Below are 14,752 nucleotides of genomic sequence, written 5' to 3'. Positions count from 1 at the left end.
GCGTCTCCGGCCGCACCGCCCGGGGCCCCCGGTCAGCCGGCCGCGCGGACGGCCGCCACCGCCTTGCGCGCCGCGATCAGGACCGGGTCCCACACCGGCGAGAACGGCGGGGCGTAGCCCAGGTCCAGCGCCGTCATCCGCTCCACCGTCATCCCGGCTGTCAACGCGACCGCCGCGACGTCCACCCGCTTCGCCGCGCCCTCCCGGCCCACGATCTGGACCCCCAGCAGCCGGCCCGTGCGCCGCTCGGCCAGCATCTTCACCGTCATCGGGGCCGCCCCGGGGTAGTAGCCCGCGCGGCTGGTCGACTCCACCGTCACCGTCACGTACTCCAGACCCACCTCGCGGGCCTCCTTCTCGCGCAGCCCCGTCCGCGCGATCTCCAGGTCGCACACCTTCGACACCGCCGTCCCGACGACGCCCGGGAACGTGGCGTAGCCACCGCCGACGTTCGAGCCGATGACCTGCCCGTGCTTGTTGGCGTGCGTGCCCAGCGCGATGTGGCGCTCGCGGCCCGAGACCAGGTCCAGGACCTCCACGCAGTCGCCGCCCGCCCAGATGTTCCCGTGCCCCCGCACCCGCATGGCCAGATCCGTCAGCAGCCCGCCGTGCACGCCGACCGGCAGCCCTGCCCGCCGCGCGAGCGAGGTCTCCGGCTCCACGCCCATGCCCAGCACCACCACGTCCGCCGGATACTCGGCGCCCTCCGTCGCCACCGCCCGGACCGCTCCGTCCCCGCCCGTGAGGATCTTGGTGACGGCCGAGGAGCCGACGGTGGTGATGCCGAGCCCGTCCATCGCCCGGTGCACCAGCCGGCCCATGTCGGGGTCCAGCGTCGCCATCGGCTGCTCGCCCCGGTTCAGGACCGTCACCTCGTAACCCCGGTTGAGCAGCGCCTCCGCCATCTCCACGCCGATGTAGCCGGCGCCCACGACCACCGCCCGCCGGCCCTCCGACCGGGCGAGGGAGTCCAGCAGCGCCTGGCCGTCGTCGAGGGTCTGCACCCCGTGCACGCCGGCGGCGTCGATCCCCGGCAGCGGCGGCCGCAGCGGCCGGGCCCCGGTGGCGATCACCAGCTTGTCGAAGCCGGTCCACGTCTCCGCGCCCGACCCCACGTCCCGGGCGCGCACCCGCTGCCCGGGGACGTCGATCTCGGTCACCTCGGTGCGCACCCGCAGATCGATGCCCCGCGCCCGGTGCTCCTCGGGACTCCGCGCGATCAGCTCGTCGCGGCTCATGACGTCGCCCCCGACCCAGTACGGGATCCCGCACGCCGAGTACGAGGTGAAGTGACCGCGCTCGAAGGCGACGATCTCCAGCTCCTCGGGAGTCCTGAGCCTGCGCGCCTGCGACGCGGCCGACATGCCCGCCGCGTCGCCCCCGATGACCACCAGTCGTTCGCTCATACGAACACGCTACGTCGGGGCGGTCGTTCAGTCCTCCCTGGGCGCGGCGGGCGCCTCCGGGTCCGCCGTCCGCAGCGGCGCCCCGGCGGCGTTGCGCGCCCGGACCGGCAGCGGCGCACCGGCCGGGGGAGCGGACGCCGCCGCGCGCGTACGACGGGACAGGCGCGGACGCAGCAGCAGGCGCCAGACCGCGTACAGCGCAGCGGCCACGGCCAGCCACGGCGCTACCGCGGCCAGCACGATCCCGGCCCAGGCCAGCGCCGTCACCAGCGCGTTCCAGCCGCCGCCGAGCGCGTCGAGGAAGCCGGGACGGCCCTCGTCCCGCGACGCCTGCGCGTTCTCCGGTTCGACGAGATCCAGGGTGATCGTCGCCAGCGTCGTCCGGTCCTTCAGCGAGGCCTGCTGGGCCAGCAGCGACTCAAGATCGGCCTGACGGCGGCTCAGTTCCCCCTCCAGCGTGACGACGTCGGACAGCTTCGTCGCCTTCTCCATCAGCGCCCGCACCCGCTGCACGCTCGCCCGCTGGGTGGCGATCCGGCTCTCCACGTCCACCACCTGCTCGGTGACGTCCTTCGCGTCCGCCTTGCGGGACAGCAGCCGGCCGGTGCCGGCCAGCTCCGCCAGCACCGACTCGTACCGCTCCTGCGGCACCCGCAGCACGACGTGCGAGGTCACGTGCGAGTCGTCGACGCGCTCCGTCGTCTCGTTCGCGACGTGCCCGCCCGCGGCGTCGGCGACCCGGCGCGCGGTGGCGAGGGCCCGGGCCGCGTCCCGCACCTCGACGGACAGCGAGGCCGTCCGGATGACGTGCTGCGGGCTCGGCACGGGTGCCCGCTTCCCCGCCTCCGGGGCCTTCGTGTCCGCTTCCTTCGCCGCGTCGGCCGCCGAGCCGCCGTAGCCGTCGGACCCCTGCTCGGCCGGGGCGGCCGCCTTGCTGTCGCCCAGACTCCGCTCGCCGCCGTCGGCGGACGCGCCGCAGCCGGTCAGGGCGAGCGCGAGCGTCAGCAGAGCCGCGGACGTTCTCGTTCCACGCATGTGATCCCCCCGGGGGTGGGTGGTGAATGTCTGCCGGTTCGACGTACGGGACGGGGCAGGAGGTTGCCCTCGCGCGGTAGCGATGCGATCACGGTCCGGCCTCGGAACGGACAGCGGAACCCGTCTGAGAGAGTGGATCCATGAACGCGGACATCACGGGCAGGTCACCCGGGCACGTCGTCGTCGTCGGAGGCGGGATCGCCGGACTCGCGGCGGCCCACCGGCTGGTCTCGGCCGGTGCCCGCGTCACCCTCCTCGAAGCCGGCGGCCGGATCGGCGGCAAGCTCCTCGCCGGCGAGATCGCCGGCGCGCCCGTCGACCTCGGCGCCGAGTCGCTGCTCGCCCGCCGCCCGGAGGCGGTCGCGCTCGCCCGCGCCGTCGGACTCGGCGACCGCCTGCGGCCGCCCGCCACGACCACCGCGTCCGTCTGGTCGCGCGGCGAACTGATCCCCATGCCCAAGGGCCACGTCATGGGCGTGCCGGGCGACGGCCGGGCCCTCGCCGGACTGCTCTCCGCGGACGGCGTGGAACGCGTCGAGCGGGACCGCGAGCTGCCCCCGACGGAGATCGGCGACGACATCGCCATCGGCGCGTACGTCTCCGAACGGATGGGCAACGAGGTCGTCGACCGGCTCGTCGAGCCGCTGCTCGGCGGGGTGTACGCCGGCGACGCCTACCGGATCTCCCTGCGCGCCGCCGTGCCCGCGCTCTTCGAAGCCGCCCGCACCCACGCCACGCTCACCGACGCCGTCCGCGCCGTCCAGCGGGCCGGCGCCGCGGTCCCGGCCGACGCGGCCGGCGCGGCCACCGGCCTCGGTGGCTCCGCGTTCGCGGGCATCGCGGGCGGCATCGGCACCCTCCCGGACGCCGTCGCGGACGCGGTCCGCGCCGCGGGGGGCGAGATCCTCACCCACGCCCCCGTGACGGTGCTGCGCCGCCTTCCGGCACCGGACGGGACGACCGCCGGGTCCGGCGCGCGGTGGCACGTCGAGGGCGGGGGCCGCACCCACCTCGCCGACGCCGTCGTCCTCGCCGCACCCGCTCCCGTCGCCGCCGCGCTCCTGGCCGGCGAGGAGCCCACCGCGGCGGCCGAGCTCGCCGCGGTCGAATACGCCTCGATGGCCCTGGTCACCCTCGCCTTCCGCCGCTCCGACCTCGGGGCGCTCCCGGGCTCCGGCTTCCTCGTGCCGCCGGTCGACGGCCACACCATCAAGGCGTCCACCTTCTCCAGCCAGAAGTGGCAGTGGGTCACCGACGCCGCCCCCGACCTCTTCGTCCTGCGCACCTCCGTCGGGCGCCACGGCGAGGAGGGCCAGGTCGACCGCGACGACGCCGACCTCGTCGAGGCGTCCCTCAAGGACCTCGGCACGGCGACCGGCCTCGCCGCCCGCCCCGTCGCCACCACCGTCACCCGGTGGCACGGCGGCCTGCCCCAGTACCCCGTCGGCCATCTCGCCCGGGTCGCCCGCATCCGCGCGGCCGTCTCCGGCCTGCCCGGACTGCGCCTCGCCGGCGCCGCGTACGACGGCGTCGGCATCCCCGCCTGCATCGCCTCCGCCCACCGCGCGGCGGACGAGATCATCGCCACGTCGAAAACCACCGACCCTGGTGCAGGGCACTGTCCGTGACGGGCGAGAATAGGCGTATGAGTGCGCCCGAAAAGATCCCGAACGCCGGTAAGAAGGCGAAGGACCTCAACGAGGTCATCCGCTACACCCTGTGGTCTGTGTTCAAACTGCGCGACGTTCTGCCCGAGGACCGCGCCGGCTTCGCCGACGAGGTCCAGGAGCTGTTCGACCAGCTCGCCGCCAAGGACATCACGATCCGCGGCACCTACGACCTCTCCGGTCTGCGCGCCGACGCCGACGTCATGATCTGGTGGCACGCCGAGACGAGCGACGAGCTCCAGGAGGCGTACAACCTCTTCCGCCGCACCCGGCTCGGCCGCGCTCTGGAGCCGGTCTGGTCGAACATGGCGCTGCACCGCCCCGCCGAGTTCAACAAGTCGCACATCCCGGCCTTCCTGGCCGACGAGACGCCTCGCGACTACGTGAGCGTCTACCCCTTCGTGCGCTCCTACGACTGGTACCTGCTGCCGGACGAGGACCGCCGCCGGATGCTCGCGGACCACGGCAAGATGGCCCGCGGCTTCCCCGACGTGCGCGCCAACACGGTCGCCTCGTTCTCGCTCGGCGACTACGAGTGGATCCTCGCCTTCGAGGCCGACGAGCTGTACCGCATCGTCGACCTCATGCGTCACCTGCGCGCGTCCGAGGCGCGGCTGCACGTGCGCGAGGAGGTCCCGTTCTACACCGGCCGCCGCAAGAGCGTCGCCGAGCTGGTGGCGGGCCTGGCCTGACCGGCCTCTCGACCTGGTGACGACCCGGCGCCCAGCCGGGCTCGTCGCCCCTCGACCCGGAAGATCAGACGGCGGAGGGGGTCCCCGACTCCCGCCGCTGTTCCAGCGACACCGGGTCCGGCTCCGGGTGCGGCGCGCACGACGCGCGCCGCACCGGCGTCTTTCCGGGCACGGCCCCCGTGAGGAGATACGTCTCCAGATGGCCGTTCACACAGGCGTTCCCGCCGCCCCCGATGCCGTGCGTCCCGGCGTCCCGCTCGGTCACCAGGGCGGAACCCGACAGCCTGCGCTGCAGCTCCAGCGCCCCCGCGTACGGCGTGGCCGCGTCCCGCTCGGCGGCGAGGATCAGCACCGGCGGCAGCTCACCCGGAGCGGTGCGGACGTCCAGCGGCCGCTGCCGCGGTGCCGTCCAGTACGCGCACGGCAGGTTCGCCCAGACGTTGTCCCAGGTCTCGAACGGCGCGCGCCGCGCCAGCCGGGTGTTGTCCCGGTCCCAGACGGCGAAGTCCTCCGGCCAGGGAGCGTCGTTGCACTCCACGGCGGTGTAGACGGCCGTCGCGTTGCCGGGGTCCTGGGACGGCGCGGCGCCCCTGAGCGCCGACCCGGCCGATCCCCCCGACCCCGTGGGGTTCCCGGCGGGTGCCGCCAGCGCGATCAGCGGCTCGGGATCGCCCTTCAGGAACCGGGAGAGCGCGGCGGCGCGCGAGGGCCAGAACACGTCGTCGTACCCGGCCTGGAGCATCGCCGCGTGCAACTCGCCCGGACCCACCCGGCCGCCCGCCGGACGGGCCGCGAGCTCCGCGCGGGCCCGCTCGTGGTTCCGGCCCACCTCCTCCGCCGTGGTGCCCAGGCCGTAGACCCGGTCGTGCCGGGCGATCCAGGTGCGGAAGTCCGCCCAGCGCCGCTCGAAGGCGAGTGACTGGTCGAGGTTGTTGGCGTACCAGATCTGCCGCGGCGCGGGATGGACGGGCGCGTCGAAGACCATCCGGCGCACCCGGTGCGGGAAGAGCGTGGCGTACAGCGCGCCGAAGTACGTGCCGTACGAGGCGCCCATGTACGTCAGCTTCGGCTCGCCGAGCGCGGCCCGCAGCACCTCCAGGTCGCGGGCGTTGTTGAGCGAGTGGTAGTGCCGCAGCGACGCGCCCGTGCGCCGGGCGCAGCCCAGCGCGTACGTCTTCGCGCGGGCGACCCGCTCCCGCTTGAAGACCTCCGACGGCTCGGTGGGGGCCGGGGTGGGGCCCGTCACCCGGTCGGCCGGGTCCTGGCAGGACACCGGCGCGGAGCTGCCCACCCCGCGCGGGGCGTAGCCGACAAGGTCGTACGCGGCGGCGATCCGCTTCCAGGCCGGCAGCCCGGCGGCCAGCGGGAAGAACGTCGAGGAGGCCCCGGGCCCACCCGGGTTGTAGACCAGCGCGCCCTGGCGCGAGGACGCCGGACCCGACGCCCGGACCCGGCTGACGGTGAGTCCGATGCGGGTCCCGTCAGGGGCCGCGTAGTCGAGCGGGACCGTCACCGTGGCGCACGAGACCGTCGACGGCAGCCGCTCGGACGCCGGGCAGGCACCGAATCGCGGCGGGTGGGCGGCCGCGCGACGGGCGGCGAGGAGGGTGCCGACGGTCTCGGCGGGCGGGGCCTCCAGGGCTCCGGCCGCCGGCGCGGCGGTCAGGGACGACAGCACCAGCGACCCGGCTGCTCCGAACAGTGCGAGGGCTCTCATCGCCACTTCCCTTCGTCCCCATGGGACGAAAGCGGGCGGCGCGCCCCAAGTAAAGGACCGACGGGCGGTGTCGTGGTCAATGCCCCCGAAGTGCCGCCCGGAGCTGCGGATCCAGGGTGGCGGGCCCGCGGGTCGCCAGCGCGGTGAGCGGATCGTCGGGAGCGAGCGGACCGTCCGGGGCGAGGCCGGCGAGCAGCGCCAGACCGGTGGGGGAGGCCCAGCGGTTGTACGGATGGACCTCCGCGCGGGCGATCACCAGGCAGCCCGCGGTGAGCACCAGCGGCAGCGCGAACCAGGCGTACACCGGCATCCGTTCGTGGCCGGGCACCAGCGCCGCCGCCCCCGCGCCCAGGGCCACGGTCAGGGCCAGGGCGAGCCGCACCGACCGGACCCCGCCGGAGACGCTGCGCCGGCCCGCCTCGGGCACGGCGAGACCGGCGGCGACGAGCCGGTCGGCCAGTGCCCGTACGGCGTCGGCGGCGGCGATCACAGGCCGTATCGCCGCCGTGGGCGACTGGCCGTCGGGGCCGATCGCCTGGATGACGGAACGTTCCAGCTCGTCCCGTCCGTCCGGGTCGACGACCGTGGCCCAGCCGGTGTGCGCGAGCAGCAGGCGGCGGTGGCGGTGCATCAGGACCAGGGTCAGGTCCGTCACGCGGAGCGGGCCGCCGGCGAGGTACGCGGCCTCGGGCAAGGTGAGCTCCCGCCGCCCGTCCGCGACCGTGTCGGGAAGGGACGCTTCGACGACGGCCGCGCGGCACAACCGCGCACAGCTGACCGCCGCCCCGACGCACGCCACCAGCAGGAGAGGGACCCAGATCATGCGGGAGTTCTAGCCGATGGGCACCGCCGCGCGCCAGGGGTTTCTCGCCGATCGGACCCTCGCCGGCGTCGTGCGCCCGCCGTGACGACGGGCCCCTCGGGATCCCGGCATCCCGAGGGGCCCGCCGGTTCAGCTGGAGCTTCCGCAGCTCGAACCGCTGCTGCTGGAACAGGAACTGCCACTGGAACAGGAACTCCCGCTGGAACTCGAGCAGCTCGACCCGCCGCCCGATCCGCAGGAGCTGCCGCCGCCGGAGCAGGAGCCACTGGAGCACGATCCGGCGGAACAGCCGCCGCCACCGCCACCGCCCCCACCACCGCAGCCGCTTCCTCCGCCCGCGTCACTCGCGCACCAGACGGCGATCAGGCCCGCGGCGTCCGTGCTCGTCCCGGGGTACGGTCCGCCGTGCCCGGGACCGCGGCCACCGCCGGAGCGCCGCCGGGGGCCGGGCCCGGGGCCGTACACCCGCGCCGCCGCCAGGAGTTGCTCCCGCAGCACCGGGTCCGGCAGGGCGCGCAGCCCGTGCAGGGCGACCAGGTGCCCCGCATCGGCGAGATGCCCGTGGTCCCGCGCGTACGCGGCGACGGCCATCCGGCCGGCCGGGGTGACCCGGGAGGCCGCGAGCGAGGCACAGACCACGGCCGCGATCCCGGTGCCCAGCAGGGCCGGTGCCACCTTGAAGACGAAGGGGACCGGGAAGCCGTCCGAGGACCCGAGGTCCACGACCGTCAGGACGATCGAGACGGGGAACATGGCCAGGCACACCACCCCGAGCGCGATGCTCCAGCGGATCGTCGAGCGCCGCGCGGCGGGGACGACGAGCAGCCCGCGGTCCGCCAGCGCGTCACCGGTCTCCTGGACGGCCGGGTGACGCATCACCGCCAGCCGCAGATGGTGCAGGGCGCCGTGCGGGGCAGCCGCGTGCTCCTGGAGGACGGCACGCTCGACGGGGTCGTGCGCGGTGGGGCGCAGGACGGACACGATGCCCGGCCCGCCGACCGCGATCCGGCCGTCGGCCTGGAGCGCCGCGAGGGCGGCGTCGGCGACCCGCGCCGGACCGCCGTTCAGGAACGCGGCCTCGTACCGGTCGTGCAGCGGGCCGCCGGGACCGCGGCGGGTACGGGAGAGCTTGACGATCAGCAGGACGGCGCAGACGGCGCCGGCCGCCGTGACCAGCAGCGCGAGCGTGTTCATGCCGCCCACCTCCCCGCGAGCGCGGCGCGGGCGGCCCGGGCCAGGCGGGCCGCCCGGCCGGGCGGCCGGGTGCCGGCACGGTCCTGCCACCAGTGGGTGAGACGCCGCCGCGCCTCGGGGTCCTCGGGCCGGCCGGCGACGAGGAGGTGCTCCACGAAGTCGAGGGCGTCGCGCCGGTAGCCACCCGTCATCGGCCTGGTCAGGGCGTACGAGGAGAACGCCGCCCGGAAGCCCGTGCCGAGGATCTCCGGCAGTTCCGGGGCCACCTTCGCGATCACCCCCGCCCGTTTGGCGACCAGAGCCCGGCTCTGTACACCCAGGCGCCGTGCGTCGAAGCCCTCCGGCACGGGGGTGCCGGCGACGAGCGCCGACAGCAGCGCGGCCTGCGCGAGGGCGAGCCGCTCCCGGGCGGCACCCGGGGCGGGTCCGGTGGCGGAGGGTCCCGTGCCGCTCCCGCCGGGTTCCGGCCCGTCCGGTGCCGCGGCGCCGCCGTCGGCCACGGCCGGGACCGGGTGCGGCGCGGGCATGAACCCGCCCGACGCCCGCGCGCCCGCCCCGATCAGCAGCGGTCGCTCGGCGACGTCGTCCACGACCGCGAGGACGGATCCCGGCGCGGGCAGGCCATGCGCCGCCGACCGCGCCACGCCGTCCGCCGCGACCCCCGCCACSGCCMCSGCCGTGGCGGGAGCCGCCCCGCCCGACGCCGTCCGCAGCGTCCGCCGGATCGCCGACAGCTCCGAGGCCAGTTCCTCCGCGGGCGGGAAGTGGTCGTCCCGCTCCAGCAGCACACCCGGCGGGGAGACCCGCGACGCGAGGTCCGCCAGGACGGCGAGCACCTCGGGGGGTACGGGATGGGCGTGGGTGTCGTGCCAGACGCCGTCGCGCTCCAGACCGCCCGCCACGTGCACGTAGGCCAGGGCCTCCACCGGCAGGTCCGCCAGCGCCTTCGCCGGGTCCTCGCCGCGGTTCACGTGGTTGGTGTGGAGGTTGGCCACGTCGATGAGGAGCCGCACCCCCGTGCGCTCCACCAACTCCGCCAGGAACTGCCCCTCCGTGAGCTCCTCGCCCGGCCAGGAGACCAGCGCCGCGATGTTCTCCAGCGCCAGCGGCACCGGCAGCGCGTCCTGGGCGATCCGGACGTTCTCGCAGAGCACCTCCAGCGCGTCCCAGGTCCGCGGCACCGGCAGCAGGTGGCCCGCCTCCAGCACCGGCGTCGCGGTCAGCGCGCCCCCGGCGCGGACGAACGCGATGTGCTCCGTCACGAGCGGCGCCCCCAGCGCCGTCGCCTTCGCCGCCAGGTCCGCGAGCCGTCCCGCGTCCGGCCGGTCGGCCCCGCCGAGCCCCAGCGAGACCCCGTGCGGGACCACCGTGACCCCGCGCGCCCGCAGCCGCGTCAGGGAGTCGGGCAGGTGGCCCGCGCAGAGGTTCTCCGCGACGACCTCCACCCAGTCGACGCCGGGCAGTGCCTCCACCGCCTCCGCGATCTCCGGACGCCACCCGATGCCGATGCCGAGTTCCGTCATGTCCCCCTCCTTCAGTCCCTCACGTGATGGCCCCGCCGAATCCGTTCGAATCCAGTCGGAGGGACGTTCAGAGGTTGATTTGAGGTTCCGCCGGAGGGGGAGAGGACGGGGCCCGGCCGGACCTACGACCGCGGGGTGACGATGCCCCCGTCCGGTACCGGCGTCGAGGTGAACGTCTGGTCCGTCCCCTGCGGCACCGCCGGCGTGGGCTGGGCGGGCGACGGCACGACCGGCGGCCCGGTGGGCGGGGCCGTCTTCTTGCCGGCCGCCTCGTTCGCCAGCGAGTCGAAGTCCACCAGCCCGGTCGCCTCCAGCATGGTGATGTGGTCCAGCACCGTCTGGTTCGCGTCGCTCGCCAGCTGCCGTATCAGGGTGTTGCGGGTGGTGTGCCGGACCTCGGCGACCAGCGCGAACACCTTGCCGTGCGCGTTGCGCAGCAGGTTCGCGAACAGGCGCTCGTACTCCTGCCCGTTGGCCGCCGTCATCTGGCGCAGCCAGCCCTGCTGCTGCTCGGTCGGCTGGTTGGGCAGCTCCACGCCCAGCTTCGCCGCCACGTCGCGCGCCCGCCGGTCCAGGTCGGTGTGGCCGACGACGAGGTGGTCGCCGGCGTCCCGGATCGCCTGGGTGGGGGCGCGTTCGATGGCCTGCTGGCCGGCCGGCAGTTCCCAGAGGCCGGCCAGGCGTACCTTGACCAGGAAGTCGCGGTCGGTGGCCGACAGCGGGCCCCACTGGGTGGCCACGCTCGACGCGTTGAGGTTGGCCTGGCCGGTGCCGGAGCGGTCGGCGTAGGACCAGACGGGGAAGGCGAGCGCGCCGACCGTCGCGACCAGTGCCGCGATGATGAGTGCCGTCCCGTTGACGCGTAGCGACAAAGTGTCTCCCGTGCAGGTGTGCGGTGGTGTCACCGCAGACTGAACCGCCAACCGGGCAGCTGTTCAAGCCGCTCGGCGGTATCGGGGGATACGGACGGCACGCCGCTCGCGTTCAGCCGGTGCGGAAACCGGTCGCGGGGAATTCGGAGACCACGGTGCACGAACCGGGCGCGATCTCCGTGAACCCGGCATCACGCACCACCGGCAGCCCGCTCGTGGTCAGCGCCGCCCAGCGCTCCTTCGGCGCCGTCCGCACCGCCAGCGGGAAGCCCGCCTCCCGCCACGCCGCGCGGTCCGCGTCCGACATCTCCCACCACAGCAGCTGCGCGCCGTGCCCGGTCTGCGCCATCGTCTTGCCCGCCGACATGTCGAGCTCCGGGTTCAGCCACAGCCGCGCAGCCCCGGCCGGCACGTCCCCGGGCTCGACCGGGTCGACCAGATCCGTCCCCGACACCTGGAGCTTGGCCAGCTCCTTGGGCCAGCCGTCCAGCGGGACCGGCGGGAAGACCCGGACCTCGGCCGAGCCGCCGGTGACCGTGATCCCGGGCAGTTCCCCGGCCCGGCGCCACTCCGCGCCCCGGGCCCGGCGCACCACCTTGCGGATCCGGGCGTCCTGCCAGTCCGTCATGACCTTCGCCCACGGCCCCTCGCCGTGCGAGCGCTCGTCGGAGAGGATCTCCAGGACCGCCCGGGCCGACGTCTCCAGCGCGTCGGTGCGGGACGGCGGCTCGGCCCGCTCGATCCGCACGACGAGGGGCAGGACGAACTGCTGCTTCTCGTCACGGGAGTCGGTGCGTACGGGCTCGGGGGTGGTCTCATCGCTGCTCACCCGGCAAGTCTGCCACCCCCGTCACAGGCGGCTGTTGTGGGAATGAACCGTTCCGGGACAGGATGCTCGGTATGAAGAGTGATCTTTTCGCCAGCGAACACATGGCCGAGACGGCGGCCTTCCCGGGCATGAGCCTGCAGAACGCCAAGTCCGTCAAGTACGCCGTCAACGGCGAGATGCACGCCCGCCAGGGGTCCATGATCGCTTTTCGCGGCGACCTCCAGTTCGAGCGCAAGGCCCAGGGCATCGGCGGCATGCTCAAGCGGGCCGTCACGGGCGAGGGCCTGGCGCTCATGGCCGTCCGCGGCCAGGGGGAGGCCTGGTTCGCGCACGAGGCCCAGAACTGCTTCATCGTCGAGATCGAGCAGAACGACGCGCTCACCGTCAACGGCCGCAACGTCCTGTGCTTCGACGCCACGCTCTCCTACGAGATCAAGACCGTGAAGGGCGCCGGCATGACCGGCGGCGGGCTCTTCAACAGCGTCTTCTCCGGCCACGGGAAGATCGCCCTGGTCTGCGAGGGCAACCCGATCGTCATCCCGGTCAGCCCGCAGGCCCCGGTCTTCGTCGACACGGACGCCGTCGTCGGCTGGAGCGAACAGCTGCACACCTCGCTGCACCGCTCGCAGTCCTTCGGCTCGATGATCCGCGGCGGCTCCGGCGAAGCGGTCCAGCTGAAGCTGGAAGGCCAGGGCTTCGTGATCGTCCGGCCGAGCGAGCTCACCCCGCAGAAAGCGTCGGCGAACTGAACCTGGACCGGGTCGGCCGACGGTACGGCCTGCGCGGACCCTGGGTGCTGCGCGGCGTCTCCCTCGGCCTGCCGGCCGGCGCCCTCGTGCGCGTCACCGGGACCAACGGCACCGGCAAGTCGACACTGCTGCGCCTCGTCGCCGGCATCGACGCTCCCACGGAAGGCGGGATCACCGGCCGCCCGCGCCGCACGGCGTACGTCCCCGAACGCTTCCCGGTCGCCCTGCCCTTCACGGCGTCCGGCTGGCTCGTCCACCTCGGACGCGTCCAGGGCCTCGGCCGGCGGGACGCGGAACGCGGGGCGGCGGAGTGGCTGGACCGGTTCGGCGCGACCGCCTTCGCCGCCACCCCGCTCGACGAGCTCTCCAAAGGCAGCAGCCAGAAGGTCGCCGTCGCGCAGGCGCTCCTCGCCGACCCCGGACTGCTCGTCCTGGACGAGGCGTGGACCGGTCTCGACACGGCCGCCCGGGAGGAACTCGACCGCGCGGTCCGCGAACGCGTCGCGGCCGGTGCCACCGTGCTCTTCGTCGACCACGACCCACGGCGGCTCGCCGGCGAGGCGGACACGGTCCTCGCGGTGGAGTCCGGCCGGGTGCGTCCGGTGCCCGCCGAGGGGACGGCCGCGCCCGGCCGGTCCCCCGGAGCGGCGACGCGGGCACGGATCGTGGTCTCCGGCGGCCGCGCGCTTCCCGAAGGCGTCCCGGGTGCCCCCGCGTACACCTCCGGCCCCGACGGCACGACCGTCTGCACCGTGGACGCCGCCCACTCCGACGCGCTGCTGCGGGCGCTGCTCGACGCCCGCCCGCCCTGGCACGTCCACGCACTCGACACCGAAGGCGCCCGGGTATGACCGCCCTGCTCCGCTATCAGACGGCCCTGCTCGCGCGGTCCCAGCGCTGGCTCGCGCCGCTGCTGCTGTACGCCGTCCTCGTCGGCGTGGGCGTCCGGGCGGGAGAGCCCGTGCTCGGCGCCCTCGGCTACGCGTCCGCCGCGCTCCTGCCGGTCACCGCCTGGCTCGTACGGATCTGCCTCAACCAGGAACCGGCCGCCGCGCGGCACGTGGTGGCGGCCGCCGCCGGGCGGGAGCGGGCCCATCTGGCGGCGTTCCTGGCGGCCGTCGGGTGCATGGCCGTGCTGGGCGCGGTGGCCGTGCTCGGGGTGACCGCGGTGAGCGACCTGCGCCGGGTCGGTCCGCTCGCCGCCGGAACCGCCGGACTCCTGGCGGCCGGGGCCTGCGTCCTCACCGGGGCGACCCTCGGCGTCCTCTGCACCCGGCCCCTCCTACGCGCCCCGGGCTGGTCGCTCGCGGTCCTGGTGCTCGGCTCGCTGCTCTCGCTGGTGACGACCGGGTCCCCCGCGAAGTACGCGGTCACGGGCCTGGTCACGGGCTCGCTCACCGCGACCGTCCACGTCCCCTGGCTCGCGTTCTCCTGCGCCGCGGCGACGGCGGGCGCGGCGGCGGCCCTCACCTGCCGGGCCACGGCCTGGCGCGAGTGACGCGGGCCTGGCCGGGCGGACGACGCTCCTTCCCGGACAGGTCCCAGGGAGCGTCTAGGCTCTTGTCCATGGACGCCATCGACGCCACGGACGCCACGGACGCCACCGGTCTTCCGGCGACCGGGGACGAGCGCACGTCGTACTGCGCCCCCGGGCCCGCGCCCCGCGCCGAGCCCACGGTCGAGGGCCCCTTCGCCGAGTGCGTGCTGTGCCGCGCGCCGACCGAGTACCCCGAGTCGACGAAGGGCATCACGCTCTGCCCGGTCTGCGAGTGGCAGGAAGCCCAGCGCACCGCCTGCTCCGGCTGACCGGACGCGGGACGGGTTCAGCCGACGGCCGGTGCGGCGGGCCCGGCGGTCCGCTCCACCCGGCGGGCCCGCCACCACGGCACGAGCTGCACGACACCCAGGGCGAGTTCCACGGCGAAGAAGGGCCACAGCAGGGCCGGGGCGCCGTGTGTCGCGGCGTACGCCTGCCAGGACGCGAAGAGCAGACGGGCCACGCCGTCTAGGAGCCCGTGGACGGGCAGGGGCCGGAGCAGGCGCAGGGCGGCCCAGACGATCACGACCGAACCCATCAGGTTCGCGAACAGCACCTGCATCGGTTCGAGCGGCGGCAGGGCGCCCAGGCCCGCCGCCTCGCCCCCGGAGGACAGCACACCGTGCACGAGCCCGTAGGTCCACGGCGTGGCGAAGCCGGCCGTCACGACCAGGTCGTACCAGGCACTCGCGCGGACGGTGCGCAGAT

Annotated in this window: 15 protein-coding genes; 6 read left to right on the top strand and 9 right to left on the bottom strand. The window is 75.0% G+C overall.

The annotated features are described in order from the left end of the window. Positions 1-32: 32 nt before the first annotated feature. A complete protein-coding gene (locus tag EAO71_RS28025) occupies positions 33-1,406 on the bottom strand; it encodes an FAD-dependent oxidoreductase (RefSeq protein WP_147980606.1) in 1,374 nt (457 codons plus the stop codon). A 27-nt stretch (positions 1,407-1,433) separates the two neighbouring features. Continuing rightward, entirely contained in the window at positions 1,434-2,441 is a 1,008-nt protein-coding gene (locus EAO71_RS28020; protein ID WP_147980605.1) for a DUF4349 domain-containing protein, read from the bottom strand. A 140-nt stretch (positions 2,442-2,581) separates the two neighbouring features. Here EAO71_RS28020 and hemG point away from each other — a divergent pair, with 140 nt between their 5' ends. Both hemG and hemQ read left to right on the top strand, forming a co-directional pair. Next, complete coding sequence (hemG, locus tag EAO71_RS28015; RefSeq protein WP_147980604.1) at positions 2,582-4,069, top strand: protoporphyrinogen oxidase; 1,488 nt, start codon at positions 2,582-2,584, stop codon at positions 4,067-4,069. 17 nt (positions 4,070-4,086) lie between these two features. Further along, complete coding sequence (hemQ, locus tag EAO71_RS28010) at positions 4,087-4,800, top strand: hydrogen peroxide-dependent heme synthase (protein WP_147980603.1); 714 nt, start codon at positions 4,087-4,089, stop codon at positions 4,798-4,800. A gap of 64 nt (positions 4,801-4,864) precedes the next feature. Here hemQ and EAO71_RS28005 read toward each other — a convergent pair whose 3' ends face one another. The 6 genes from EAO71_RS28005 to EAO71_RS27980 all read right to left on the bottom strand — a co-directional run bounded on the left by EAO71_RS28005 (position 4,865) and on the right by EAO71_RS27980 (position 11,758). Continuing rightward, positions 4,865-6,517 (bottom strand): alpha/beta hydrolase, encoded by a 1,653-nt coding sequence (locus EAO71_RS28005; RefSeq protein ID WP_147980602.1) that lies wholly within the window; start codon positions 6,515-6,517, stop codon positions 4,865-4,867. Positions 6,518-6,593: 76 nt separating this feature from the next. Next, on the bottom strand, positions 6,594-7,340 hold the full coding sequence (locus tag EAO71_RS28000; RefSeq protein ID WP_147980601.1) for a TIGR04222 domain-containing membrane protein: 747 nt from the start codon (positions 7,338-7,340) through the stop codon (positions 6,594-6,596). A 129-nt stretch (positions 7,341-7,469) separates the two neighbouring features. Continuing rightward, a complete protein-coding gene (locus EAO71_RS27995) occupies positions 7,470-8,534 on the bottom strand; it encodes a TIGR04222 domain-containing membrane protein (RefSeq protein ID WP_187282862.1) in 1,065 nt (354 codons plus the stop codon). Continuing rightward, entirely contained in the window at positions 8,531-10,057 is a 1,527-nt protein-coding gene (locus EAO71_RS27990) for an MbnB/TglH/ChrH family RiPP precursor modification enzyme (RefSeq protein WP_147980599.1), read from the bottom strand. Before EAO71_RS27990 ends, EAO71_RS27995 begins: the two co-directional genes overlap by 4 nt. A 122-nt stretch (positions 10,058-10,179) precedes the next feature. Next, positions 10,180-10,929, bottom strand: coding sequence for a DUF4142 domain-containing protein (locus tag EAO71_RS27985; protein WP_147980598.1), 750 nt, complete (start codon positions 10,927-10,929; stop codon positions 10,180-10,182). A 112-nt stretch (positions 10,930-11,041) separates the two neighbouring features. Continuing rightward, positions 11,042-11,758, bottom strand: a complete 717-nt coding sequence (locus tag EAO71_RS27980; protein WP_147980597.1) for a peptidyl-tRNA hydrolase — start codon at positions 11,756-11,758, stop codon at positions 11,042-11,044. Positions 11,759-11,829: 71 nt separating this feature from the next. Here EAO71_RS27980 and EAO71_RS27975 point away from each other — a divergent pair, with 71 nt between their 5' ends. From EAO71_RS27975 to EAO71_RS27960, 4 genes are all read left to right on the top strand, one after another. After that, on the top strand, positions 11,830-12,507 hold the full coding sequence (locus tag EAO71_RS27975; protein WP_147980596.1) for an AIM24 family protein: 678 nt from the start codon (positions 11,830-11,832) through the stop codon (positions 12,505-12,507). Further along, the gene (locus tag EAO71_RS27970) at positions 12,504-13,358 is read left to right on the top strand and encodes an ATP-binding cassette domain-containing protein (RefSeq protein ID WP_147980695.1); all 855 of its coding nucleotides are present in this window, start codon (positions 12,504-12,506) and stop codon (positions 13,356-13,358) included. Before EAO71_RS27975 ends, EAO71_RS27970 begins: the two co-directional genes overlap by 4 nt. Beyond that, a complete protein-coding gene (locus EAO71_RS27965) occupies positions 13,355-14,005 on the top strand; it encodes an ABC transporter (RefSeq protein WP_147980595.1) in 651 nt (216 codons plus the stop codon). Before EAO71_RS27970 ends, EAO71_RS27965 begins: the two co-directional genes overlap by 4 nt. 68 nt (positions 14,006-14,073) lie before the next feature. After that, positions 14,074-14,313, top strand: coding sequence for a hypothetical protein (locus EAO71_RS27960; protein ID WP_261992389.1), 240 nt, complete (start codon positions 14,074-14,076; stop codon positions 14,311-14,313). Between the two features lie 17 nt (positions 14,314-14,330). Here the strand turns inward: EAO71_RS27960 and EAO71_RS27955 are convergent, their stop codons facing one another. Next, positions 14,331-14,750, bottom strand: a complete 420-nt coding sequence (locus tag EAO71_RS27955) for a hypothetical protein (protein ID WP_147980693.1) — start codon at positions 14,748-14,750, stop codon at positions 14,331-14,333. Positions 14,751-14,752: the final 2 nt, after the last annotated feature.

The sequence above is a fragment of the Streptomyces sp. MS191 genome (assembly GCF_008042125.1).
In the GTDB taxonomy this organism is placed as follows: Bacteria; Actinomycetota; Actinomycetes; order Streptomycetales; family Streptomycetaceae; genus Streptomyces.
Note: the sequence above shows the minus strand (reverse complement) of the source record. Positions and strands in the feature narration are given on the sequence as shown.